This window comes from Marinobacter sp. EVN1 (assembly GCF_000475375.1).
In the GTDB taxonomy this organism is placed as follows: domain Bacteria; phylum Pseudomonadota; class Gammaproteobacteria; order Pseudomonadales; family Oleiphilaceae; genus Marinobacter; species Marinobacter nauticus.
Genome location: NZ_AXCB01000045.1, coordinates 144,737 through 169,471 on the forward strand (window position 1 = coordinate 144,737; position 24,735 = coordinate 169,471).

Annotated in this window: 22 protein-coding genes; 10 read left to right on the forward strand and 12 right to left on the reverse strand. The window is 59.1% G+C overall.

Annotated elements, in window-relative coordinates; all coding sequences use genetic code 11:
* Positions 1-15: 15 nt before the first annotated feature.
* Positions 16-876 carry an acyl-CoA thioesterase II gene (gene tesB / locus Q674_RS35405; protein ID WP_011786999.1) on the forward strand — a complete coding sequence of 287 codons (861 nt, stop codon included), beginning with the start codon at positions 16-18 and terminating at the stop codon, positions 874-876.
* Here the strand turns inward: tesB and Q674_RS35410 are convergent.
* The 3 genes from Q674_RS35410 to Q674_RS35420 form a co-directional block, all read right to left on the reverse strand.
* The gene (locus tag Q674_RS35410) at positions 843-3,404 is read right to left on the reverse strand and encodes an EAL domain-containing protein (protein WP_031210301.1); all 2,562 of its coding nucleotides are present in this window, start codon (positions 3,402-3,404) and stop codon (positions 843-845) included. The two genes, tesB and Q674_RS35410, sit on opposite strands and share 34 nt — an antisense overlap.
* Before the next feature lie 107 nt (positions 3,405-3,511).
* Entirely contained in the window at positions 3,512-3,958 is a 447-nt protein-coding gene (locus Q674_RS35415; RefSeq protein WP_011786997.1) for a flavodoxin, read from the reverse strand.
* Between the two features lie 67 nt (positions 3,959-4,025).
* The gene (locus Q674_RS35420; protein WP_011786996.1) at positions 4,026-5,120 is read right to left on the reverse strand and encodes a GGDEF domain-containing protein; all 1,095 of its coding nucleotides are present in this window, start codon (positions 5,118-5,120) and stop codon (positions 4,026-4,028) included.
* Between the two features lie 195 nt (positions 5,121-5,315).
* Between Q674_RS35420 and Q674_RS35425 the strand changes: the two genes are divergently transcribed.
* Both Q674_RS35425 and Q674_RS35430 read left to right on the forward strand, forming a co-directional pair.
* The gene (locus tag Q674_RS35425; RefSeq protein ID WP_011786995.1) at positions 5,316-6,881 is read left to right on the forward strand and encodes an inorganic phosphate transporter; all 1,566 of its coding nucleotides are present in this window, start codon (positions 5,316-5,318) and stop codon (positions 6,879-6,881) included.
* A 100-nt stretch (positions 6,882-6,981) separates the two neighbouring features.
* A complete protein-coding gene (locus Q674_RS35430; RefSeq protein ID WP_031210303.1) occupies positions 6,982-7,248 on the forward strand; it encodes a hypothetical protein in 267 nt (88 codons plus the stop codon).
* A 159-nt stretch (positions 7,249-7,407) separates the two neighbouring features.
* Here the strand turns inward: Q674_RS35430 and panP are convergent, their stop codons facing one another.
* The 4 genes from panP to Q674_RS35450 form a co-directional block, all read right to left on the reverse strand.
* Positions 7,408-9,084 (reverse strand): pyridoxal-dependent aspartate 1-decarboxylase PanP, encoded by a 1,677-nt coding sequence (panP, locus tag Q674_RS35435; protein WP_031210304.1) that lies wholly within the window; start codon positions 9,082-9,084, stop codon positions 7,408-7,410.
* A gap of 182 nt (positions 9,085-9,266) precedes the next feature.
* Positions 9,267-9,614, reverse strand: coding sequence for a DUF503 domain-containing protein (locus tag Q674_RS35440; RefSeq protein ID WP_011786992.1), 348 nt, complete (start codon positions 9,612-9,614; stop codon positions 9,267-9,269).
* A 209-nt stretch (positions 9,615-9,823) separates the two neighbouring features.
* The gene (locus tag Q674_RS35445) at positions 9,824-11,515 is read right to left on the reverse strand and encodes an isovaleryl-CoA dehydrogenase (protein WP_011786991.1); all 1,692 of its coding nucleotides are present in this window, start codon (positions 11,513-11,515) and stop codon (positions 9,824-9,826) included.
* 2 nt (positions 11,516-11,517) lie between these two features.
* A complete protein-coding gene (locus Q674_RS35450; protein ID WP_023009492.1) occupies positions 11,518-12,147 on the reverse strand; it encodes a TetR/AcrR family transcriptional regulator in 630 nt (209 codons plus the stop codon).
* Between the two features lie 9 nt (positions 12,148-12,156).
* Here Q674_RS35450 and Q674_RS0120905 point away from each other — a divergent pair, with 9 nt between their 5' ends.
* The 5 genes from Q674_RS0120905 (at position 12,157) to Q674_RS35470 (ending at position 17,362) form a co-directional block, all read left to right on the forward strand.
* Positions 12,157-12,420 (forward strand): hypothetical protein, encoded by a 264-nt coding sequence (locus Q674_RS0120905; RefSeq protein ID WP_031210306.1) that lies wholly within the window; start codon positions 12,157-12,159, stop codon positions 12,418-12,420.
* Complete coding sequence (locus Q674_RS35455) at positions 12,417-12,638, forward strand: hypothetical protein (protein ID WP_011786988.1); 222 nt, start codon at positions 12,417-12,419, stop codon at positions 12,636-12,638. The genes Q674_RS0120905 and Q674_RS35455 overlap by 4 nt, the downstream gene beginning before the upstream one ends.
* Positions 12,639-12,787: 149 nt before the next feature.
* Positions 12,788-13,837, forward strand: coding sequence for a porphobilinogen synthase (gene hemB, locus Q674_RS35460; RefSeq protein ID WP_051993056.1), 1,050 nt, complete (start codon positions 12,788-12,790; stop codon positions 13,835-13,837).
* Between the two features lie 52 nt (positions 13,838-13,889).
* Positions 13,890-16,028, forward strand: coding sequence for a polyphosphate kinase 1 (gene ppk1 / locus Q674_RS35465; protein ID WP_014422847.1), 2,139 nt, complete (start codon positions 13,890-13,892; stop codon positions 16,026-16,028).
* Positions 16,029-16,069: 41 nt separating this feature from the next.
* Positions 16,070-17,362 (forward strand): DUF945 family protein, encoded by a 1,293-nt coding sequence (locus Q674_RS35470; RefSeq protein WP_023009494.1) that lies wholly within the window; start codon positions 16,070-16,072, stop codon positions 17,360-17,362.
* A gap of 77 nt (positions 17,363-17,439) precedes the next feature.
* On the opposite strand, the gene coaD is transcribed toward Q674_RS35470, so the two are convergent.
* The 4 genes from coaD to Q674_RS35490 form a co-directional block, all read right to left on the reverse strand.
* The gene (gene coaD / locus Q674_RS35475) at positions 17,440-17,922 is read right to left on the reverse strand and encodes a pantetheine-phosphate adenylyltransferase (protein ID WP_014422845.1); all 483 of its coding nucleotides are present in this window, start codon (positions 17,920-17,922) and stop codon (positions 17,440-17,442) included.
* 288 nt (positions 17,923-18,210) lie between these two features.
* Positions 18,211-19,809 carry a GMC family oxidoreductase gene (locus Q674_RS35480; RefSeq protein WP_023009495.1) on the reverse strand — a complete coding sequence of 533 codons (1,599 nt, stop codon included), beginning with the start codon at positions 19,807-19,809 and terminating at the stop codon, positions 18,211-18,213.
* A gap of 37 nt (positions 19,810-19,846) precedes the next feature.
* A complete protein-coding gene (locus Q674_RS35485) occupies positions 19,847-20,482 on the reverse strand; it encodes a hypothetical protein (protein ID WP_023009496.1) in 636 nt (211 codons plus the stop codon).
* 197 nt (positions 20,483-20,679) lie between these two features.
* Positions 20,680-22,125 (reverse strand): coniferyl aldehyde dehydrogenase, encoded by a 1,446-nt coding sequence (locus Q674_RS35490; protein WP_023009497.1) that lies wholly within the window; start codon positions 22,123-22,125, stop codon positions 20,680-20,682.
* A gap of 180 nt (positions 22,126-22,305) precedes the next feature.
* Between Q674_RS35490 and Q674_RS35495 the strand changes: the two genes are divergently transcribed.
* A complete protein-coding gene (locus Q674_RS35495) occupies positions 22,306-22,983 on the forward strand; it encodes a TetR/AcrR family transcriptional regulator (RefSeq protein ID WP_023009498.1) in 678 nt (225 codons plus the stop codon).
* Between the two features lie 200 nt (positions 22,984-23,183).
* Here Q674_RS35495 and yihA read toward each other — a convergent pair whose 3' ends face one another.
* Positions 23,184-23,828: a ribosome biogenesis GTP-binding protein YihA/YsxC gene (gene yihA, locus Q674_RS35500; protein WP_023009499.1), complete on the reverse strand. Its 645-nt coding sequence runs from the start codon at positions 23,826-23,828 to the stop codon at positions 23,184-23,186.
* Between the two features lie 182 nt (positions 23,829-24,010).
* On the opposite strand from yihA, the gene Q674_RS35505 reads away from it, so the two are divergent.
* The gene (locus tag Q674_RS35505) at positions 24,011-24,619 is read left to right on the forward strand and encodes a c-type cytochrome (protein ID WP_011786978.1); all 609 of its coding nucleotides are present in this window, start codon (positions 24,011-24,013) and stop codon (positions 24,617-24,619) included.
* Positions 24,620-24,735 lie beyond the last annotated feature (116 nt).

Consider the following 24,735-nt stretch of genomic DNA (forward strand, 5'->3'; position numbering starts at 1 on the left):
AAGACAGGAGCGCGCATGCTGGATGTAACCCGAAAACTGGTGGAGTTGCTGGATCTTTCCCCGATCGGAGACGATCATTTTCAGGGCGACAGTGAGGATCTGGGCTTTCCGCATGTATTCGGGGGGCAGGTTCTGGGGCAGGCCCTGATGGCGGCCAGCCGGACCGTCGAAAATCGCCTGTGCCATTCCCTGCACGCCTATTTTCTGCGCCCTGGCAATCACAGCATGCCGATCGATTATGAAGTCCAGCGGGTTCGGGATGGCGGCACGTTCTCGGTGCGCCGGGTGATTGCCCGTCAGGACGGCAAGGAAATCCTGACCGGTTCCATGTCGTTCCAGGTCGCAGAAGACGGATTGGATCATCAGGTTGCCATGCCGGCAGCGCCGGACCCCGATACGCTCAAGTCGGAGCAGGACTGGGGCAAGCTGATCGCAGATAAAGTGCCGGAGAAAATGCGGGACATGCTGACCCGTGACCGGCCCATAGAGATCCGTCCGGTAGACCCGATGAATCCATTCAAGCCGGAAAAGCGCCCGCCCCATCGCCAGAACTGGTTTCGGGCCCTCGGACCTTTACCGGATGACCCGGTACTGCATCGGTGTCTGCTGACTTATGCCTCTGACTTCTCCTTTCTGGGAACGTCCCTGACTCCTCACGGGCGCACCTTCATGAGCAAGAACATGCAGGTTGCCAGCCTGGACCATGCCATCTGGTTCCATCGGGATTTCCGTATGGATGACTGGCTGCTTTATGACAAGGACAGTCCGAGTGCCTCGGCGGGCAGGGGCTTCAATCGGGGTAATTTCTTTACCCGGGATGGTGTTTTGGTGGCCTCCACCACTCAGGAAGCACTGATCCGGGAACGTAAGGCCTGAGGATTGTAGTTGCCGAGCCAGTCAACCATTTCGTTAAAGGGTAGCGGTCGGGTTAGGAAGTAGCCCTGTATCAGATCGCACCCCATGTCGTGCAGCAGTGACAGGGTTTCCTCATCCTCCACCCCCTCGGCCACCACGGTGTAGCCGAGGCTGTGGCACATATCGATGGTGGTGCGCACGATCACTCTGTCTTGCTCCCGTTCCGCGATATCGGTAATCAGCGAACGGTCGATCTTGATTTCTCCAGCTGGCAATTGCTTGATGTAGGACAGGGATGAATAGCCGGAACCGAAGTCGTCAATGGAGAGCGGAATGCCCGCGGCATCAAGCGCATTCAGCGCCCGCAGGGAATTGGTAGGGTCCTGCATCATGGAGGTCTCCGTGACCTCGAAGGTGATGGCCCCGGAGTGGATCTGGTAGCTTTGCATCAACCGTTGCACGAACACGGCAAAATCCGGTTCCCGTAGATTGTTGGGCGAGATGTTGACGGCGATTCCGGCATCCCAGCCGATCTCCAGCAGCCGCCCGCGCATTTCCAGGGCCTCTTTCAGTACCCAGCGCGTCAGCGGTTTGATTAGGCCGGTCTGTTCGGCCACTGCGATGATTTCATCGGGCCGAACCGGCTGTTCCCGTCCTGGCCAGCGAATCAGTGCCTCAAATCCGGTAATAGCGCGGGTACGCAGGCACAGCTTGGGCTGCAGGAACAGAGTCAGCTCGTTGTGATCGATGGCGTGGCGCAGGTCGGAGACCAGAGTCAGTCGGTCGGCGCTGTAGGAGTCCCGGGAGGATTTGTAGTAGGCAATTCCGCGGTCTCGGGCGCGGTCAGAACCTTCGGCGATCACCGCCCGGCGAATCAGGGTGTTGGCATCGTTTCCGTGAGTCGGGTAGAAAGCCACGCCGAGCTGTGGGTTCAGGGGAACCTGCATGCCAAGGAAATCTACCGGGTAGCGGATCTCTTCAATGCTGCGCAGCACGATTCTGGGTACCGACAGCGCCTGGTCAGCATCCACCACAAAGGCAAAGGTTTGCGGGTCGAGGCTGGCCAGGAAGAAGGTTCGGTTGTCGGTCTGCTCCAGAGAGATGGCCCCAGGTACATCCTTGATCACCGCGTTGTAGTGTTTGGAGGCCAGCTCCAGTATGCGGTCGGTGTTGCGGTGGCCCAGGGTCTTGGTGACCGCATACAGGTTGTCCAGATGGATAATGACCACGCCGAAGCGTTTGCCGCGCTGGCTCCGGATCAATTCGTTCAGGCGCATTTCATAGCTGCTGCGGTTAGGCAGGCCGGTGAGCGGATGATGCAGGGCCTGGTCCATCAGCCGGAGTTCGGCCGCGCGTCGGGCTTCAAGCGCCTTCAGTTCAGCCTCCTGGGCCAGCACTTTCTCCTGGCGTTCGTGATATATCCGGATGGCAAGGGCGAGGCTGAGGAGTATGGCCTGGAAGGCCGAGCCCAGCTGCATGCCATACACAGAGAAGAAGCTGGTGGCAATCAGACCGTACTTATTGGCGGCGGTAATGGCACTGCCCAGAGTGACGGCCCCCCAGGCCAGAGTGTAGTAAACCGCCTGTGGATTGCCTCTGGCCCACTGTATCGGTCCGACAACCGTTAACAGCAGGCAACTCGGCATGGCCAGAGCGACAGCCAGTCGGATACCCGTGCCATAGTCAATCACAGTTGTGGCAAGAGCAAGAGCCAGGGCGCCGTTTAGTAGGATAGTGCCGAGTATGAGTCGATCGAGTTGGGGGCTGCATTGCTCCAGTTTCAGAAAGGATCTGGCGAACATGAGTGTGAAAAGCAAGGCCAGTGGTATGGACAGGACCATGGCGTTGCTTTGCAGGCCAGGAAGCGCGGGCCAGATAAACTGGTAGGTAATACCGTTCAGGGTGCCGATCAGGATCAGGTAGCCCAGAGTCGAGAGTACGTAATAGAGGTAGATCGACTCCCTGAGCGCCAGGAATACAAACAGGTTGAAGCAGATGGCGGTAATCAGTATGCCGTAGTACAGGGCGTGAACCTGGCTTTCTACGGAGGTCTTCTCGAAAAAGCTGCGATTGTTCCACAGCCGTAGCGGCACCTGCATGGCACCGTCGGTGTCGATTTTCAGCAAGATGCGGTAGTCGTGACCGGCTTCAAGCTGGAACGGAAAAAGGAAATGCGGATGCTCCACCGGGCGCTCCGAGAACAGCATGCGGTCACCGGTCTGGTAGTTCAGCTGGATTTTGCCGTCCCGTAACAGATAGAAATCGATCCGGTCCAGGTGCGGGTAGGTGATCTCCAGGAGATTGGTGGTTTGGGGCCGGGTGATGGGGAACTTCAGCCAGACCTGGTCCCGGGTGTAACCAAAATTAGGCGTTTGTTCGTTCAGGATTTGCCAGTCGCCGGATTCCAGAGCCTGTTGCGGGCTGCGTTGGTCGTCCGGCGCCAGTCTCAGGTACTCAATGGCTGGAATATAGCCATCACTGGCAGCCATAGCGGGAAGCGAAAGCGCCAGAAGAATCAGCAGGGCTGCCAGGAGTCGGGCCAGTTGCATCAGAATCACAGGTTACCGTTCTTGTCGTTATGGCCTGAGTATGGCCTGTCGTCTGAGGCGGCTCAAGCCGTAACCGGCAGACTTTTGGTAACTTGTGTAATTATTGGTCAAATGCCGTTAATCCAGTTCCGTACCCAGGGCAGGGCCTCGGCCTCCGGCTCCAGAGTTTCCAACGCATCAATCCGCAGAGTGTCACCGACCTTGCGGGCGCCGGTTTCATAAAGCGCCTCTTCCATCAGATCTCCGGCACCGCAAAAGGTATCGCCGTAGGAGCTGTCGCCCAGCACGATCACGCCAAAGGGGCGGCCGGGTTGTTGGGGAAGTTGTTCGCGCAAATCCAGATAAAACGGTAACAGGTTGGCAGGGACTTCTCCCTGGCCGGTGGTGGAGGTGCATACCAGCAAGGCATCGTGGTTGTCGCTGATATCGGCCAGAGTTGGATTCTCCAGAACCGTGACGGTATGCCCTTCGGGTTCCAGTTCCTGCTTGATACGGCGCGCTGTCAGCAGGGCGCCCCCGTAAACGCTGCCGGTTAGAATGCGGATTGCTGCCATGACCACTGCCTGTGTTGGTGGGGTGGGAATATTCGGGAGCAGATAGTAATGGCGTGGCGGGTTCGGCTCAAGCCGGCGTCTGAGGGCTGGACCCGGTGTCCTGGCTCCTTACCCGGGGTGAAATTCGATTCCGACCGCTCTCCTTGGCGTTGTAGAGCTGCACATCTGCTTGCTTGAGTAATTCGTTGATCGATCCGGATTTGGAAATCGAGCATACCCCGGCACTGATGGTGACCGGCAGGGTCTGTTCCCGGTGGTGAAAACGGGTGGCCGCCACTTCGGCGCGCAGGCGCTCAGCCAGTGTGAGGGCCTGCAGCAAGGTGGTGTCGGGCAGTAGCAGCAGAAACTCTTCGCCGCCCCAGCGGGCAGCCACATCCGACTGGCGGACCATTTGCCGGACCAGATCGGCGAACTGGCGCAAGACCTCGTCGCCGGCATCATGGCCGAAATCATCGTTAATGCGTTTGAACAGATCCAGATCGATCAGCACAACGGAAAAATGGTGGCCGGAGCGCTCGAACCGCGAGAATTCGGTGTTTAGCCGGCCCTGCATGTCCCGCCGGTTGGCCAGCCCGGTCAGTTCGTCGGTGCGGGCAGCGTGTTCGTGGGCCTGAGCCAGTGCCACCAGTTTGTTGCGGGCTCGTAAACGTCCGGCCTCCAGCACGAAACAGAAGATCGACTCAAAGGTAAGTGTGGCGAAGAAACGGATCTTGAAGTCAGTGCTGTATTCGGCACTGACGCCGGGCATATCGGGAAACTGAAAAACCAGGACGGCCAGCAGGTAGCAGAACAGCAGGATGGCGGTGCCACCCTTGAGGCTGGTCAGGTAGAACAGCAACGGTGGGAACACATAGAACCAGAGTGGGCCCGTGTTGCCCTCGCCGCCGGAGGCAATCAGGTAGGTAAACAGCAGGCCGACAATGACCAGCAGGCCCCTTTTCTGTACCGTTCGATCCCGGCGCCAGGCGTACCAGCCTATATTGGCGACAATTGGAACAACAAATGCCCAGAGCACCCATGCGTGCAGATGATGCTCGGCATACCACGCCTTGGCCCCGATCCCGGCCAGGAACAGGACCGCCATGGCTGACAGGCCATTGAGCAGCCGGGAGATCTGAAGCTCTTCATGCTCGCTGGACTGGATTTGGCTGGTATTCGTCATTAACTGTTGTTCTTTTTGACATATTTTCCAGGATTATGCGTCAAAAACCATCTGAATTGCAGCATTAACTATCAGGATTGTGAAGGGGGCCATCAACCGGGATTTGTTTCAATTTGATGGCAAAAAATTTATAGTTTGCCCCCGGCGAATACTGCCGAAACCCCTTCTGTCCACAAGACAAGAGAATCAATTGGTATGGCCCGTTCCAGCAGCTTTCTGGATAACCTTCTCACCAGCCCCTCCACGGAACGGTACAGGGTCGGACTTAGCGTACTTTTCCTTCTTTGTGTCTGGCTTGTGGTTGGCTCCTTCAGCCAGGGCCTGCCTAACGCCATGTTATTGATGGCCGCCGCCGTTATCGGGGGCTACATGGCGATCAATATCGGGGCCAACGATGTGGCCAACAACGTCGGTCCGGCGGTGGGCTCCGGCGCCTTGTCACTGGGGGCAGCCGTTCTTCTTGCCGCGGTATTCGAGGCGGCCGGCGCGCTGATCGCCGGTGGCGATGTAGTGTCGACCATCAAGGGTGGAATAATTGATCCGACTAGCCTGGAAGATCCGCGCGCCTTTGTCTGGTTAATGACGGCGGCCCTGCTGGCTGGCGCCCTGTGGCTGAACCTGGCCACCTGGATGGGTGCGCCGGTTTCAACCACCCACTCAATCGTTGGCGGTGTCCTGGGGGCCGGTATTGCGGCCGGGGGCTGGGCCATTGCCGATTGGGCGGTGATGGGCAAAATTGCTGCAAGCTGGGTGATCTCGCCGGTGCTGGGCGGTGCCCTGGCGGCGTTGTTCCTGTTCGCAATCAAGAAAACCGTACTTTACCGCCAGAATCTGGTGTCTTCTGCCCGTACCTTTGTGCCCTGGCTGGTGGCGATTATGGCCTGGGCCTTTGCCACCTATCTGATGATCAAGGGCGTCAAGAAGATCGTCAAAGTGGATATGGTGGAAGCCTCGGTGATCGGCCTGATTGTGGCGGGGGTAGTGTTTTTCGTGATGCGGACCCTGGTGGGCCGCAAAGCCTCGACCATGGAAAACAGTGCGCAGGGGGTGAATACCCTGTTCACCTGGCCGTTGATCTTCGCCGCGGCCCTGCTGAGCTTTGCCCACGGCGCCAACGACGTGGCCAATGCCATTGGCCCTTTGGCGGCCATCAATGATGCCATTCAGGCCGGTGGTGGTGTGGTTACCTCAGCGAAGATCCCGCTTTGGGTGATGCTGGTCGGTGCCCTGGGGCTGGCGGTCGGGCTGATGCTGTTCGGCCCGCGCCTGATTAAAACCGTGGGTTCCGAGATTACTGAGCTTGATAAGACCCGGGCTTTCTGTATTGCACTGTCTGCGGCACTGACGGTGATTCTGGCTTCCCAGCTTGGCCTGCCGGTCAGTTCCACCCACATTGCCATTGGCGGCGTTTTCGGTGTCGGCTTCCTGCGTGAGTACCTGAAATCCAACTACGCGACCCAGTTGCACAAAATCATCGAACAGCATGACCCGACCGATCAGGAGCGCCTCAAGCCGTTCCTGGATGATTTCCGTAATGCCTCTGTGGAGGAAATGGAGAAGCTGCTGAAGCAGGCGAAGAAGAAAAAGCAGCAGGTGCCTTTGTCCAAGTCGGAGCGCAAGCGCCTGAAGAAGATTTACCGCGAGGAGATGGTCAAGCGCTCCCATCTGGTAAAGATTGCCGCGGCCTGGATCATTACCGTGCCGGCGTCAGCGATTATGGCGGCGTTCCTGTTCTTCACTCTGCGTGGCCTGATGGTCTGACCGTTGTGCGGGGCTGGTGATGGCCCCGCGCTTTGTCCATACTATAGGTAATGCATCCGGCAGGCGTGGCCTGTCGCTATCCATATTCGGGGAGTACAACATGAGTTCATCTGTCGAGAGCCGTCAGGCGCGGATGATTGAAGAGTTGCGGGTGTTCATCAAGAAAGTGATGAGCGATCCGACGATTGCCGTGAAGTCCATGGAGATTGCCCGCAAGTACAAGGGCGAGGCCAATGCCGATGAGCTGATGGCTCGTGAGATCAGTGCCAATACCACGATCCGGATTCCGGAGAGCTGGAGTGAGGCCGACAAGATGTTTCTGGAAATCCTGCACGAGGTGCTGGATGACGAAGAGGCGCTTTACTGATTCTGGCTTTGGAGTAGGTTGGGGCTTGTGGGAGCCCTTTCCAAAACACGCTGTGGATACTTCCCTGTACGCTCTGCTCCGCCATCCATGGCTCCGCAAGGTTTTGGAAAGGGCTCCCACAAGCCCCGCCCCACGCCGCGGAGCTGTATTCCGGAAGCACTAGGCCTGCCTGGCCTCTTTCTGGTTCTGCTTCAAAACCGCCGCAGCCATCTGGTGCAGGATGGCCATTTCATCGGCAATCCCATCTTCCTTCGACAGTTCCCTCTGCTCCCTGAGAATATCTTCCAGAATATCCGGCGTTGTTAACGGGTTGGCCAGAACCACCCGGAACACAATGCACGGGAAGTGATAGTAACGGGCCGGCTCCAGCCGGGTTCGGGAGACGAAGGCTTTGCCGCGTTCCCGCTGGGTTTTCTGGATGAATTTGGTGATGCGGTTCAGGCAGGTATTCATCTTTTCTGCCTGCAGCTCATCGGCCATGGCCAGTGCCTGGCGTACATCTTCCGGGCAATAGCGGTAGGTCAGGATGTTCAGTTCCGGGCGGGTGACCAGTTCGAAATCCGGTTGTTCGTCGATCATCTCGGCGAAGGTGCGGGCTTTTTCGATGCCCTGATCGATCAGGATTTCGTAGCCTTCCCGGGCGAGTATTTTCAGGCCGGAGTGGATCAGCATGGACATGCCCGGCCGTGAGCCCTCCAGGGTGGTGCTGCCGAGGTCCCGGGAACCCTTCCGGATGATGTACTGGGCGTGGTGTTCTACCGCGCTGGCGAGGCTGGGGTCTTTGAAGACCACCAGGCCGGCGCCCATGGGTACGTAAAGCTGTTTGTGGGCGTCGAAGGTGACCGAGTCGGCTTTCTCGATGCCGCGCAGCAGGTGTTTGTGGGTGCGGGAGAACAGGGTTGGCCCGCCCCAGGCGGCGTCGACGTGGAAGTGGGCGCCGAATTCCCGGGCGATATCGGCCATGGCATCCAGCGGGTCGACGTTGCCGGTTTCGGTGGTGCCGGCCACGCCGCAGATGGCCATGATCTTGATCTTCTGCTTCTGCAGCTCCAGACATTTGTCGCGCAGGGCGTCGGTCTGGATGCGGTTGAATTCGTCGGTTTCCACCGGCACCAGGGCATCCCGGCCAAGGCCGAGGACATCGGCGGCTTTGCGCAGGGAATAGTGGCCGCGTTTGGAGACGACGATGGCGGCGCCTTCATGGCCGTAGTATTTCAGGGCGCGGAACAGGCCTTCTTCGTGCAGACCGCGGAAGCTGCCTTCAGCGGGGAAGGCTCGGTTGCGAGCCACCCACAGGGCGGTGAGGTTGGCGACCGTGCCGCCGGAACACATGGCGCCCAGGGCGTGCCGGGGATCGTGCATCCATTTACGATAGAAAGAACCGTCTTCCTGGTACACCAGCCGGTGTATCTGGCCCAGTACCTGGCGTTCCATGGGCGTGAACGCCTTGGAGGTTTCGGTTTTCACCAGGTTCTGGTTCAGGGCGATCATGATCTTCGACAGCGGTAGCATGAAGTAGGGCAGTGCCGAGGTCATGTGGCCGATGAACGCGGGTGACGCGGTATGAACGGAGTTGGCCACCAGTTTGTCGAGCAGGAACTGGGTCTGCTCGGAGACAAAAACAGGTTTCTCCGGGATGACGTAGTCGGAGAAGTCTTTCTCGACTTCGGACAGGTCCCGTTCGATGGCGACGATGTGCTCCTGGAGGAATCCGGCCAGGTTACGGGAGATGTCCTGGTCGATCCGGCTCAGGGTCGACTCCGGCGCTTCGGGCACCGTGAACACGCGATACATTGCCTCTAATGAGGCCTGGGCGGATTTTTTCTTTCCGGTCATAGCACCACACACATTCAGTGGTATCCGATGGGTTGGTTCCGGAAACCCGTCGGATGGAGCCGGGCGTGGCCCGGTTGCGAAAAATGTCTGCCAGCCGCCAAGCGGGGCATTGGTTCCCTGAGGCTGCGTAGTATAAGACCTGTCAGGCAATGACGCCATGCCTGGCGGGCCACTGGTCCGGGTTAGAGGATTTCCCGGTGTACATCCAGGATGGCGGCGTCGATGCGGTCCTGGATGTCTTTTTCCACCTGGTCAAGGCGCTGGGTGATCTGCTGGGCGCTGGCGCCCAGGGCGGCGATGGTCCAGGTGGCACAGTCGAGGGCTTCCTGGTCGGCGGTTTCGGCGACGGCGAGGTCGGGTTCTCTGCCCCAGATGGCCTTCATGGCGGTGAAGGCTTTGCGTTTGGCTTTCAGGTCTTCGCAGCCGTAGAGCTGGAAGTGCAGGGTGAGGACGCCTACGTGGGGGGTAATATCCTGGTGCTGTTGTGGGGTTTTGCCTTCTTTCAGCAGTTTTCTAAGGGCTTCTGACATGGTCCGATACCGCGTGTTGGTGCAGGAACCGGCGGGGGATGGCTTTCCAAAAACCGCTCCTTCGGCACATCCTTGTGGCGCTTCTGCTCCGCCATCCCTGGCTCCGCAAATTTTTGGAAAGCCATCCCCCGCCGGTTCACAAACCTCGCAAGGGGAGTCTTGTCAGTCTGCTGGCATCTTACTGGTGCGCCTAGCGGACTGAGTTTCCTCTAGCCTACTACAGGCGTCCCCCGTTTGATAATCGCCGCCGGGTTGGTGCCGGAGGGCAGGTTGCCGTAGTTCATGCCACCGCCGCTTTGCAGGCGTGAGGCGCAGAATGCGTCGGCGACGTCTTTGTCGCCAAAGCGCAGCAGCAGGGAGCCCTGCATGGCCAGGGCCATGCGATCGACCAGGTTGCGGGCCCGGTACTGGAAATCGCTGATGTCGGCGAAGTCGTGTTGCAGTTGTGCCAGGTACTGGTCGAAGCGGCGGTCGGTGCCACGGGCTTCGGCCGTTTCTTTGAAGAAGGCGTCGAGGGTTTCGGGTTCTTTCTGAAGGGCGCGCAGGGTGTCCAGGCACTGGACGTTGCCGCTGCCTTCCCAGATGGCGTTGACCGGCGATTCCCGGAACAGGCGGGGCATGATGCAGTCTTCCATCACGCCGCTGCCGCCGATGCATTCCATGGCTTCGTAGGCGTGGTTGGGGGTGCGTTTGCAGATCCAGTATTTGCCGACGGGGGTGGCCAGGCGGGCCAGCAGGCGTTCGTGTTCGTTGTTCTGGTTGTCCATGGCCCGCGCGACGCGCATGGTGTAGGCGAGGGCGGCTTCGTTTTCGATAATCAGGTCGGCCAGGACGTTCTGCATCAGCGGCTGGTCGCTGAGGGTTGCGCCGAAGGCGCTGCGGTTGTGGCAGTGGTGCGTCGCCTGTGCCACGGCCTGGCGCATGCCGGCGGCGCTGCCAATCATGCAGTCGAAGCGGGTCATGGCGACCATTTCGATGATGGTTCTGACGCCGCGGCCTTCCTCGCCCACCATCCATGCCAGCGCACCGCGGATTTCCACTTCGCTGGAGGCGTTGGCAACGTTACCCATTTTGTTCTTGAGTTGCTGTACCTGCCAGGGGTTCTTGCTGCCATCTGGGCGCCATCTGGGCATCAGGAAGCAGGACAGGCCATTGGTGGTCTGGGCCAGTACCAGGAAGGCGTCGCACATGGGGGCGGAAACGAACCATTTGTGGCCGACCAGTTCGTAGGCCTGTCCGGGACCTTCCCGTCCTGTCGGGTAGGCCACGGTGGTGTTGGCGCGCACGTCGCTGCCACCCTGTTTTTCGGTCATGGCCATGCCGATGGTGACGGAGGTTTTGTCGCCGTCTGGCACGTTGCGACTGTCGTATTCGTTGGCCAGGATTTTCGGGGCCCAGAGTTTGGCCAGGTCTGGCTGGTTCTGGATGGATGGGATGGCCGCGAAGGTCATGGTGACCGGGCAACAGTGAGCGGCTTCCACCTGGGAGTGCAGGTAATACTTGGCGGCCCGGGCCACGTGGGCGCCTTTGCCCGGGTTGGTCCAGGGGGAGCTGTGCAGGCCGTTTTCCAAGGCCACGCGCATGAGTTCATGGTAGGCCGGGTGGAAGGTGACTTCGTCTACTCGGTGGCCGTAGCGGTCGTGGGTGCGAAAGCTGGGTTTGTTGGCGTTCGCCAGGTTGCCCAGCTCGATGGTGTCGGCCTTGCCGGCCCAGGCGCCGAAGCGGCTGAGGTCTTCGCTGGCGTGGCCGGCGCCTTCTCGCAATACGGCTTCCCGGAGCGCGCTGTCCTGTTCGTAGAGGTTATAGTTTTCCAGCGGTCGGGGCTGGTTGATGACCTCGTGAGTGGCTGACAGATAGTGGCTGTCGGCGTTGGACTCGGTCTTGCGCTGCGGGCTGTTCATGGTTAGCTCCTGGTGCCGGTTAACCCCCGTAGGCAGAAGCAAACGATGGTGTCGACCAGCTCATCTTCGTTGTTGTCGTGTCCCGGTGGTGTTTCTGTCTGGGTCGGTGACAGCGGCCCCACCAGGGATTCCGAGATGGCGCCAACCAGGCAGGTGCTGGTAAGGCGGGCATCCTGATCCGGTATGCAGCCCTCGGTTATGCCGCTCCGGATCGCTTGTTCAAACAGGTTGGCGTAGGCTTTGCGGTATACCAGTCGCTCTTCTTCGACTTTCGGGTCTACCGGCTCGGCAATCAGTGCCCAGGCTTTCATCGGGCCTTTCAGGGCCCGACGGGCGAACTGACGCAGAGCGTTGTCCAGGCGTTCAACCGCACTACCGCCTACCGCGAGTGCTTCGGCGACTTTGTCGACTTCACGTTGGGTGGCCAGGCGAAAGATTTCTGCAAACAGGTCCTCCCGTGACTCGAAGTGGCGGTAGATAGTGCCCGTGGCAACGCCGGCCAGCCCCGCGATGCGGGTAATGCGTGCGCTGCGGAAGCCGCCTTCGGATACGCACTCCCAGGTGCATTCAATAATCTTTTTCCGCGCTTCGGCTTTGCGCTGGCGCATTTTTTCAGTTTCGCGGTAGGCCATGCCGGCTCCTTGCAAGCATTGAATCAATATTCATTCTTTGTGTCAATTCTGTGTGCCATTAAAGGGCTGTTATCTGATCTTTTAAAACAATGGGTTATCTCCAGTTACAAAAAATTACAAAAAAGTGGTTGTCAGGAAATAGCGTCGGTCGTGAAAGCAGATTATAAAGACGCCAAGACGGGCCGTCAGATGGCCGGCAGTCGAGACGGGGTGCGTCTTCCAGAGCATCTGGCCACCCGTAAAGCTGTTTTCGTTGATGGAGATAAGCCATGAGTGAATTCGACGAAAGCAATCTGGAGCAGTCCAGCAACTGGACCAGCGACAGCGACGATAACCATTCCATTGCCGGCCGTGCCCGGGTTCGGGCCCAGTTGCAGGCAGATATTGAGGCCTTCCTGCAAGGCGGCGGAAAGATACAGGAGGTGGACACCACCTTCCGTTCTGATACCCCGCGCAAGGTGGAGATCGGGTTCAACAACCGTTCCCTCTGATGGCGTTTCCTCGCCGGGCAGCGGCTTCCGTTGCCCCGGCAACTCTGTTTTTCTGTCATCTCTTTGTCATCTGTCAACGGCACACTCGGCTCAGGCCTGCAACGGGCGGCTTCTGGGGTGTATGATGTCATCACTTTCCAAGGCCATCCATGTTCAGGAGGTTATCCGTGTCGAAGCCGCGTCTTGCGCACTCCAGTCGAGCCTATCCGTTCACCCGTTTGCGTCGCAATCGTGCCAGTGATTTTTCCCGTCGTCTGGTTCGGGAGAACCAGTTGTCACCCGATAACCTGATTTTCCCGGTGTTTGTGCTTGAAGGCGAGAATCAGCGTGAATCCGTACCCTCCATGCCGGGTGTCGAGCGCCTGAGCGTCGATCTGCTGGTGGAGCAGGCGGCGGAACTGGTAGAGCTGGGTATTCCCGCCTTGGCGCTGTTCCCGGTGGTACCAGCGGAGAAAAAGAATCTGTCCGGCTCCGGCGCGTGGGATTCTGATGGCCTGGCCCAGCGGGCGGTTCGTGCCCTGAAAAAGGCGCATCCGGAGCTGGGGGTGATTACCGATGTGGCGCTGGATCCGTTCACCACCCATGGGCAGGACGGCATTATCGACAACGATGGCTATGTGCTGAACGATGTCACGGTTGAAGCGCTGGTCAATCAGGCACTGTCCCACGCGGATGCCGGTGCCGATGTGGTGGCACCCTCTGACATGATGGATGGTCGGGTGGCGGCTATTCGAGAAGCCCTGGAAGGGGCAGGCTATGTGAATACCCGGATTCTGGCCTACTCTGCCAAGTATGCGTCCAGTTATTACGGTCCGTTCCGGGATGCGGTCGGCTCGGCTGCCAACCTTGGCAAGGGTAACAAAGCCACCTATCAGATGGATCCGGCCAACAGTGATGAGGCCATTCATGAGGTGGCCATGGATCTGGCTGAAGGCGCCGATATGGTGATGATCAAGCCGGGCATGCCCTATCTGGATATCGTGCGCCGGGTGAAAACCGAACTGCAGGTGCCAACGTTTGTGTACCAGGTCAGTGGCGAATACGCCATGCATATGGCCGCAGCTCATAACGGCTGGCTGGATGGCGACGCGGTCATGATGGAGAGCCTGATGGCCATGCGCCGTGCCGGTGCCGATGGCATTCTGACCTATTTCGCCGTGCGCGCCGCCAGACTGATGCGGGAACGACAGCGATCATAAGCGGGCAGCGGCTGGTGGCCGAAGCCCGCCTCAACGATGGATATAAAGAGCAATGACAAGCGAAACCGTGACAGAGACAGGCAGTGAACAGAGCGTCCCGGCGCCGGTGGATCTTCCTCCCGTTGGTGAGGAAGTGAATCTGGATGCCAGCGAGAACTACTTCAACCGCGAACTGAGCCAGCTGCAGTTCAATTACCGGGTGTTGAAGCAGGCGCTGGATACCACGCATCCTCTGATCAATCGTCTGATCTTCTGCTGCATTTTCAGCAGCAACATGGATGAGTTCTTTGAAATCCGGGTGGCGGGCCTGCGCCAGCAGATGAAGTATGGCCGCGAAACAGTGGGTGTCGACGGCATGTTGCCGGAACAGGTGCTGGCGGAGATCAGCCGCGTTGCCCACGACTATATCCACGAACAGTACGATATTCTCAATAATGTCCTGATTCCGGAGCTGGAGCAGGAGAACATCCACTTTGTCCGGCGCCGCGAGTGGACACCGGCCCAGGCCGAGTGGGTGCGCAATTACTTTGACGAGGAAATTCTGCCGGTGGTCAGCCCGATCGGGCTGGACCCATCACACCCGTTCCCCCGCCTGGTGAACAAGAGCCTGAACTTCATCGTTGAGCTGGACGGCAAGGATGCCTTTGGTCGTGAGACCGGGATGGCGATTGTGCCCGCGCCTCGCTCCCTGCCGCGCCTGGTGCGCTTGCCGGATGAGGTGTGCGAGGGTGGTGACAACCTGGTGTTCCTGTCGTCCATGATTCACGCCCATGCTGATGAGCTGTTCCCGGGGATGGAAGTGAAGGGCTGCTATCAGTTCCGGCTGACCCGGAACGCGGACCTTGAGCTTGAAGACGATCTGGAAGACCTGGCCTCGGCCCTGCGCGGCGAGCTGCTGAGCCGTCGGTTTGGCGATGGCGTTCGCCTTGAGGTGGCGGATAACTGCCCGGAAGAGCTGGTGCAGTTCCTGCTCCGGGAGTTCGGCCTGACCGAGCGGGATCTCTACCAGGTCCACGGCCCGGTAAACCTGACCCGCCTGATGGCGGTGGGTGGCCTGGTGGACCGCCCAGACCTGACCTATTCCAGCTTCTCGCCGTCGATTCCGCGCCAGATTCGCAGCAAGGAATCCATGTTCGATGCCATTCGCAAACGGCCCCTGCTGCTGTTACATCCCTATGAAAACTTCAGCCCGGTAGTGGACCTGCTGCGCCAGGCAGCCAAGGATCCACAGGTGCTGGCCATTCGCCAGACGCTTTATCGCACCGGTGCCGACTCGGAAATTGTCGAGGCCCTGGCCGATGCCGCGCGTCGAGGCAAGGAAGTGACGGCGGTTATCGAACTGAGAGCCCGTTTCAGCGAGGCCGAGAACCTGGAGTTGGCCAGTCGGCTGCAGGAAGCCGGCGTGATCGTGGTTTACGGTGTGGTCGGGTACAAAACCCACGCCAAGATGATCCTGATTGTCCGCCGGGAAGAAGGCCGCCTGCGGCGCTACGTGCATCTGGGCACCGGTAATTACCATGCCGGGAACGCACGCCTGTACACCGACTACAGTTTCATGACCTGTGACGAATCCATCGGCGACGACGTCAACAAGCTGTTCCAGCAGTTGACCGGCATGGGCAAGGCGTTGAAGATCAAAAAGCTGTTTCATGCGCCGTTTACCTTACACAACCGTCTGATCAGTCTGATCGAACGAGAGGCCAGCTATGGTGAGCAGGGGCGGATTATCTTCAAGTTCAATGCCCTGACCGAGCCGCAGATGATCAAGGCCCTGTATCGGGCCTCCCAGGCCGGGGTCAAGATTGATCTGGTCATCCGTGGCATCTGCTGCCTGCGTCCGGAAGTGCCGGGACTCTCGGACAATATCCGGGTGCGCTCGGTGATCGGCCGCTTCCTGGAGCACACGCGGGTGTACTATTTCGGTAATAGTGGCCGGCCCGAGGTGTATTGTTCCAGTGCTGATGGCATGGAGCGCAATCTGCTGCACCGGGTCGAAACCGCGTTCCCGGTTGAGGAGCCCGCGCTGATTGCACGCCTGCGGGAAGATCTGGATACCTATCTGGCGGACAATTGCCAGGCCTGGGTGTTGCAGCCCGATGGCAGTTACATTCAGAATCAGCCCGGGGAAGGCGAAGAGCGACTGGCATCACAGCTGGTCCTGCTGGAGCGCCTGACCGGCAAACCCAACTGAGGCCGGTGGGCCGGCACCGAAAAAAACACAGGACGGATACCTTGAAACTGAAAAAATGGACGCTGGCCGGTCTGGCCGTACTGCTGGTGGCTGGCGGTGCTCCCTGGGGTGTGGGCTATGTCACCGAGCAGCACTGGCGTGAAGCAACACTGGAAGTAAACCGGGCCCAGCCCTTTCTGAATCTTGAGACCGAGCAGTATCGTCGTGGTGTGCTTGGTTCCGAGGTATCCGCTACCGTGACCCTGAGAGATCCTGAGACCGGGGATTCTCACACCATAGCGATCGAAATCCAGGTGTCCCATGGCGTCACCGGCAGCCTGATGGATTTCCGCCCGCGCCAGGGGTGGCAGCCAGAGGGTGCTGACTGGTTTCCGGACGATGAGCCCAGTCTGACGCTGGAAACCCGGCTCTGGGGCAGCGCCACGCTTGAGCTGACAGCACCGGTGATGGACATTGATAACCCGGAGCGGGAGACCTCACTCAAGAGCAGTGGCGGTCTGGTGCGGATTGATGTTGGGCGTCTTGGTGAAGCGGCAGACTTGCTGGTGGTCTGGCCGGCTATCCGCCTCAGCGATCCGGAAATGGATGTGACGATCGATAACGTCCATATGGAACAGAGCATGGAATGGCTGGTGGGGGATATCTGGACCGGCGCTGGCGTGATGACCGTGGATAACCTGACCTTGCAGGGGGCTGAGGCTCCCACAATGACCTTGGCCGGGATGTCGCTTGAAAGCACCAGTGATGCCCGCCAGAACGGCGAGCGCCTGGACTCGCAGGTTACCCTGTCGCTGGAATCGGCTGCTCTGGCGGATCAGGCCTTTGGGCCGCATCGGCTGGAGGTGGCGCTGGAGAACCTGGATGTGGCCAGTTGGAATGACTTCAGTGGCGCCATGGCGGATATGCAGGCACTGGCTTTGACCGCCGGAGACGACCCGAGGGCCGCGTTTGAACAACAGATGGCGGTGATGCAGCGTTTTAACGAAGCCCTCCGCAGTCTTGCTGCCGAAGGATTTTCCATGGGGATCCGGGAGCTCAGTCTGGCAACGCCTGAAGGGGAAGTTACCGGCTCACTGGACATCAGCCATCCGGAGCTCTCCGATCAACAGCGTGACAACATGTTGATGGTCATGCAGGCGCTGACCGGGAGTGTGAATTTCAACATGCCGGTTGCCCTTGCGGAAGACTATCCCGCCGTGCGTATGCAGGTGGCGCCATTGATCAAACAGGGCCTGCTGGTTCAGAACGGTGAGCGCCTGGTCATGGATGGCCGGATGGAGGATCTGGTACTCACCGTCAACGACGTGGAAATCCCCCTGCCTCCGCTGCTCTGAATCTCAACGACCCGCCAGCTGCTGGTACTTCGCCATCAGCTGCGCTTCGTTGATCATCAACGCCCGTCGGATTTTCCTCAGGATTCGCTGAACTTCTGTTGCAGGGCTTCTGCCACAGCCGGGTCTACGAACTCGGAAATGTCCCCGCCCAGCGAGGCAATTTCGCGGATCAGGGTGGAGGAGATGTAGGACAGGTGGTTGGCGGGTGTCAGGAACACGCTCTCGACTTCCGGCGCCAGCCGGCGGTTCATGTCGGCAAGCTGGAATTCATATTCAAAGTCAGAAACCGCGCGCAGTCCCCGCAGGATAACGGAGGCGTTCTGTTCGCGCACGAAGTCGGCGAGCAGGTTGCTGAAGCCGGTGACGCTGACGTTGGGGAGGTGTGCGGTGGCCTTGCGGACCAGTTCGCAGCGTTCTTCAAGATTGAGAAGTGGCTGCTTTTTCGGGTTGTAGGCGACGGCGACGACAATTTCATCGAACATGCGGCCGGCCCGTTCGATGAGGTCGGTGTGGCCGTTGGTGATGGGGTCGAAGGTGCCGGGATATATGACTTTGGGCATGCACAGCTCCTTTTGTTGGTGAGCCGTAGGATAGCAGCATTGCCTTTGGGGCTGTAGTCCAGAGCGCCGACAATCTGTTTTATGACTCTGGTGCTGGCGCAGGTCGGGGGCGGGTTTCCGGGAGACGCTACAAGCACATCCATGTGCGCTTCTTTCGGGCCGTCCATGGCCCTCAAGACTCCCGGAAACCCGCCCCCGACCTGCGCGATCAACTGGAGTGCTGGCCGCCCCGGCCTCCTACTTCAGACTCCTTATTGCCTCTCTGGAAGGGGGCCTCTTAATCGCGGTTCAGGCAGAGTTGGCAAGCCTCTGCGCCAGTCTCGAGCTGTTCCTCGCTGCCAACGCATACACCGACAACTGCGGGTTTGCACCGATGCTGGTGGGAAAGATGGAGGCATCGTGGATGTTCAGGTTGGCGATGTGGTGATGCTCACCGAAGCCGTTCACCACCGAGGTTTTCGGGTCTGTACCCATGCTGCAGCCGCCCATCTGGTGCGCGGTGAACAGGCGGGCGCGGTGGGGTTTCATGGGCAGGTTGTTGATGGCGTCTCTGGCCTGGTTCCAGCTGGTGTACCAGTCAGAGTCCAGGTGCATGGCCTGGACGGCTTCGGCGCCGGCGGCGAACTGAATTTCGGCCATGGTGAGGTAGGCTTTGCGCAAGCCTTGCCAGAGGTAGTCGGTAATCGGATAGTCCAGTACCGGGCTGCCGTCGTCTCTGAGTGATACTGTGCCGCCGGGGCTGTCCGGGTGGAAGCCGTCGCGCAGCAGGGCGATGACTGATTGCATCCAGGGCAGTTGGCCCAGGTTGTCTCGCTGTGGCTGGCCGTGGCCGGGTACCACGCCGGCTGCCATGGCCGGGTGCAGGGGCGGTACTTCCAGTTTGTAGCCTGCCGGGCCGTCGGTGCCTGCCTTGAAGTTGAACTCGTCCGAGTAGATGGACTGGGGAGCGCCGTAGAACGGGTCGATTTTCGCCGGCATGCGGGCGACGGTGGCGTTGACCGGATGGATGAACGATCGCTTGCCCACGCGCTGGTAAGGGTCGGGCAACTGCGAGCGAAGCAGCAGGCCGGGGGAGCCAATGGCGCTGGCGGCGACCACGAATTGTCGGGCTTTCAGGGTGACCATAATGCCGGATGGGGTGACGCCATCCGGGCCCATGGCGGAGGCGAGCAGGTGGTCGATCCGGTCCTGACTCATCACCAGGCGTTCTGCCCGCAGACCGTGGAAGAGCTGTGCTTTGTGATCCAGTGCGCCCGGGATGGTGGTGAGTAGTGCCCCCTGTTTGGCGTTGGTAGGGCAGCCCACGCCGCAGTAACCGCTGTTCCAGCAGCCTTTGACGTTTCTTGGGATTACCTGCCAGGAGTAGCCGAGTTTTTCGCAGCCCTGGCGCAGGATGTCGTTGTTCAGGTTGGGTGGGGTTTCCCAGGGCGCCATGTTGTGGCGCTGCTCACGGCCCTCAAACCATGGGGCCATGGCGTCCGGTGCCAGTCCTTCGAGGCCGAGCTCCTGGCTCCAGTAGGTGAGCGTTTCGTCCGGGGTGCGGAAGCTGCTGGTCCAGTTTACCGTGGTGGAGCCGCCGACACAGCGGCCCTGCAAAATCGCGATGGCGCCATCGGCGGTGACCCGGCTCATGCCTTCCTGGTACAGATTGGCGTAGGACGTCAGCTCGTCCATCTTGAAGTCTTTCTGATAATACAGTCGACCCTCTTCCACCAGAATAACCGACAGCCCCTGACGGGCCAGGATCTCCGCGGTTGTGCCGCCCCCGGCACCGGTGCCGATAACCACAACATCCGCCTCTACCGTGCGGTTTTCGCTCAGTTTGCTGGCGTCGGTCACATTCCAGCCGGCAGCCAGTCCCCGGGCAATGGGATCGTTCATGGACATACTTCGCTCCTTAATACGATGGGTATCCGGGGTTTTATCAAGCGGCAGGATTGAACTGTGGCAAGGCATCCACCATCCAGGCGGGAGGCCCCGGGTAACCAGACAGGTGCCAGTGGTCTTCATGCCCATAGAAGGCGACGTTGCTGATCTTGGTCAGGGCAATGTAGCCGTTATTCAAAAGTCCGATCCGACTGTCGCGCCAGCGCCGCAGAAACGCGTCGGCATCGGCGGTACTGACTGAAGGCCAGTCTGACCATACCCGCGCCAGGGCGATCCGGGTGGGGGCAAAGTTAAGCAGATCAAAGAGCTTGCGCAGCTCCTGCTGATTCGCCGGGCCGAACTTCACAATGCCCTGGTCGATCCGTTCAATCGTTCCGGCAATGGCAAAGCGACGCTGGTTGGGTTCCTCCGGCAGAGCTCCGGCAAACATGGCGGGCAACAGGGCCTCGAACAGGGCGATGTCATCCCGGCTCAGAAACTGGAACTGGTAGCGGGTGTCCATGCGGCTGTCGACCGCACTGACCCGGCCTGCGGGGGCCGTAGCGCAGCCGGTTAGCCCGGCAGAGAGGCTGACGGTGCTCAGGAACACCGCGCCGCCTAAACCGGTTTTGAGGAAACTGCGACGGCTAACATCCGGCTGACAGGAATTCTTCGTATTGTGTTGGCTTGTCATTGTAGAAGCTTCTTTGTCTTTTATTATTCTGTTCAGGCTTGCTCGAACGTCAGGTGGCCAGGGTGCAGGGTGTCGCTCCAGGACTGTGCAAAACAGGGATGTTTTGCTCAAGCCTACATGGATGTATTAACGGCGTGTCCTGGAGCGACACCCTGCACCTTGGCCTTGCTCCCAGCCAAGCGGGCAGGCGTGTTTTGTCAGCGAATAAACAGCTTATACACCAACCGATGCGCCGCCGTACCATGGGGCGCATACACGTATTTGCCGCTGTTGAACTTCTGCTTGGTGAAAATCGCCCGGTGATGGGAGAAGGTCAGGAAGCCTTCCTTACCGTGATAGTGCCCCATACCGGAATCACCAATCCCGCCGAACGGCAGGTCGTCCTGGGCCACGTGCATCAGGGCATCATTGATGCACATGCCGCCGGAATGGGTGTTGTCCACCACATGCTGCTGGTGCGACTTGTCGTAGCCAAAGAAATACAGTGCCAGCGGCCGTGGCCGGTCATTGATGTAATGGATCGCCTCGTCCAGACTGCCGTAACTGATGATCGGCAGGATCGGGCCGAAAATCTCGTCCTGCATCACCTTCATGTCCGGCGTGGTCTTCAGCACCAGTGTCAGCGGAATCTTCCGGGTACCGTCCTTCATGTTCTCGTTGGCGGGATTGATCTCCACCAGTTCCGCGCCTTTGGCCCGGGCATCCTCAAGATAGCCCTGCAAGCGATGGTGTTGGCGCTCATTGATGATGGCCGTGTAGTCGTCGTTATCCCGCAGGCTGGGGTACATCTCGGCGAACCGTGCCCGGAATTCATCTACGAACGCCTGCACCCGGTCGGCGGGGCAGAGCACATAGTCCGGTGCCACACAGGTCTGGCCGGCATTGAAGGCTTTGCCGAAGGCGATACGCTGGGCCGCATCTTCCATCGGCACATCCGGCGAAACAATGGCCGGGGATTTGCCGCCGAGCTCAAGGGTTACCGGGGTCAGGTTTTCGGCTGCCGCGCGCATCACCAGCTTGCCCACCGAAGTAGAACCGGTAAACAGCAGGTGATCGAAAGGCCGTTGGGAGAAATCGGCCGCCACATCGGCCTCGCCAGTGATCACCGACACCAGGTCCTCCGGGAACATCGACTCGATGATCTCCTTGAACAGGGCCGACGTGTGCGGAGTGAATTCCGACATCTTGATCATGGTGCGGTTGCCAGCCGCCAGGGAAGCGACCAGTGGACCGACCGCCAGATACAGAGGGTAATTCCAGGGCACGATGACGCCTACAACCCCTTTTGGCTGGTAGTAAACCTTGTTGCTGGCGGGCTGGAACAGAACCGAAACATGGCGTTTGGAGGGCTTCATCCAGTCGCCAAGATTCTTCAGCGTGTAATTGATGCCCTGAATAGACGGCATGACTTCGGCGATCAGGGATTCGTCTTTGGAGCGACAGCTGAAATCCCGATCGATGGCCTCGACCAGGCGATCCTGATGGGCCAGTAGCGCCCGTTTCAGACGCTTGAGGTTCTCTTTGCGCTCGGTCAGGGACGGCATCGGGTTGTTGCGGAAGGCCTTCTTCTGGTCCTCAAAGACGCGATGCGTGTGCTGGATCTGCTTCTTGCTCTCTGTGAGCTGGACGACGGTGGCACCCATGGTTTTCTCCCCCTGACTGCCTGGAGCGACAGGCGCTGGCAGTCGGTTATTGTCGTTGGCCAAAATCTGTGCGATTTGCGCTTGAGGCTATTATTAGAGTATATACTCTAGGCAGTCAAGAAAGCCGGATGGCTCTTTAGGCCATCCGTGACACTGATAACAACAAACACCGGCATGACGATGAAAACCAGAGACAAGATACTGTTATCCAGCCTGGAGCTGTTTAATGACAAGGGTGAGCGCAACATCACCACCAATCACATTGCCGCGCACCTGGCGATATCGCCGGGTAATCTGTATTACCACTTCCGCAACAAGTCCGACATCATCTACGAGATTTTCCAGGAATATGAAAAGCTGGTGGACTACTACCTGGATATTCCGGAAGACCGACCGATCACCCTGGAGGATATGACCTTCTATCTGGAGTCGGTGTTTGACGGCCTCTGGAGCTATCGCTTCTTCCACCGGGATCTGGAATACTTGCTCGACAGTGACCCGCGGCTGCGCCGGGACTACCGGGAGTTTACCAATCGCTGTCTGGCGGCCATCAACCGGATTTTCGCAAAGCTGGCGGATGCCGGCATTATCCAGCCTCAGCCGGAGGATCTGCGTTCGGCCATGTCACTGAATGTCTGGCTGGTGATTACCAACTGGATGGCGTTTCTGAAGACGGCTCATGCGGCCGAGGAGCCTGCCAGTCTGTCCCTGACCGAGTTAAAACAGGGGATCTATCAGGTGCTGACACTGGAAGTGCCCTATCTCACGCCGGAGTATCGTGAGCGGGTGCTGGCATTGCGAGAAAAATACCGTCCTACCTTGCCTGAAGCCCAGGGTGTTTCTGGCGTTGAGGCATGAGCCTGGCTGGCCTGGTCAAAGTTTGATCTGAAATTGAACTTTTTGAATGCGGCGCAGTCACAGCTAATGACGTTGGGAACCGGACACTCCCTGCGTCTCCTGAGTGAGTTCTCAGGTTTTCGGCCTCTGTTGTTGCAGAGGCACATAGCACGTCGCAAACCCTGACGTTTTCACCGGCCTGTCTTCTTCAGGCCGGCTTTTTATGCCTCAACCGGCGCCTGTTCCGAGGCTTCCAGCCAGTGGGTCAGCGCTTCCCGGCACTCGTCGACTCCGCGCTTGGAGGTGGCGGAGAACATGATGAGGTGCTCCACACATTGATATTCCTTCAGCGTTTTCGCGATACCCAGCATGGCGGTTTTTGCCTGACCAAACTTCAGTTTGTCGGCCTTCGTGGCCAGAATCATGAGCGGAAGGTGGTTATGTTCACACCATTCCACCAACATCTGGTCGAAATCGGTGAGCGGGTGCCGGATGTCCATCACCAGAACCAGACCACGCAGGCAGCGGCGATCATTCAGGTAATGGCCGAGATGCTGTTGCCAGTCGTCTTTCATGTCCCGGGACACTTTCGCATAGCCGTAACCGGGCAGGTCGACCAGACGGGCATGTTCCCGATTCAGGCTGAAAAAGTTGATCAGCCGGGTCCGGCCGGGGGTTTTACTGGTGCGAGCCAGTTTGCCATTGGCGGTGATGGCGTTCAGGGCGCTGGATTTGCCCGCATTGGAGCGGCCGGCAAAGGCAACTTCGGCGCCATGGTCGGGGGGGCATTCGTCCAGTTTGGAGGCGCTGATGAGAAAACGGGCGCTGTTGAACGAGAGGCTTTTTTGAGTCAGATCAGGGTCCACGACGGTTGGTGTTCCTTTGGATTTCAGTTATCGGCGATTAATGTATAATGCTACACCAATTTCCGGCGGGACGCCTCGCGTTGCCGCTGTATGCCCCGGTTTTGCACCTGACGACCCAGTGCCTGCCGGCTGCACAACGAAGAATACTTTCAAGATGCAAAGATGAGAGAAGCGGAGCGAGCATGAAAAGACTGATCGCAGGAGTTGTTCTCGGAGTTGGCCTTACAGCGATGGCTCACGGGGCAGGAGATCCGGCAGCGGGTGAACAGAACGCAGCAGTGTGTGCGGGCTGTCATGGTCAGGGCGGAGCCAAGCCGGTAATGGCTGTGTATCCAAAACTGTCCGGTCTGGGCGAGAAATATCTGTACAACCAGCTGGTTGACATCAAATCCGGGGATCGTGCCATTCCTGAAATGACGGGCCTGCTCAACGCCATGTCCGATCAGGATTTGCAGGATCTGGCTGCCTACTTCAACAGCCAGGAAATGGTTGTTGGTCAGGCCAATCCGGATCTGGTTGAGCAGGGTCAGGCACTGTACCGCGGCGGCAATATGGCCTCCGGTGTACCGGCCTGTTCCGGTTGCCATAACCCCTCCGGCATTGGCAACGAGCCGGCGGGTTACCCTGCCTTGGGCGGACAAACTGCAGAATATGTTATCAAGCAGTTGAAAGCTTACCGGGCGGGTGAGCGCGCCGGAGGCGCGAATGCCGGCATCATGATGGATGTTGCCTCCAAGCTGACAGACGCTGAAATTGAGGCGGTCGCCAGCTACGTATCCGGCCTGAACTGATCGACAGCCGTCAGTTACGACTGAAAACCCCGCCTCGGCGGGGTTTTTGGTATCCGGTATTCATAATACCTAACCGTTCGGTAACGCATTCCTTTGGCCCTCCGGTGGAACTTTTT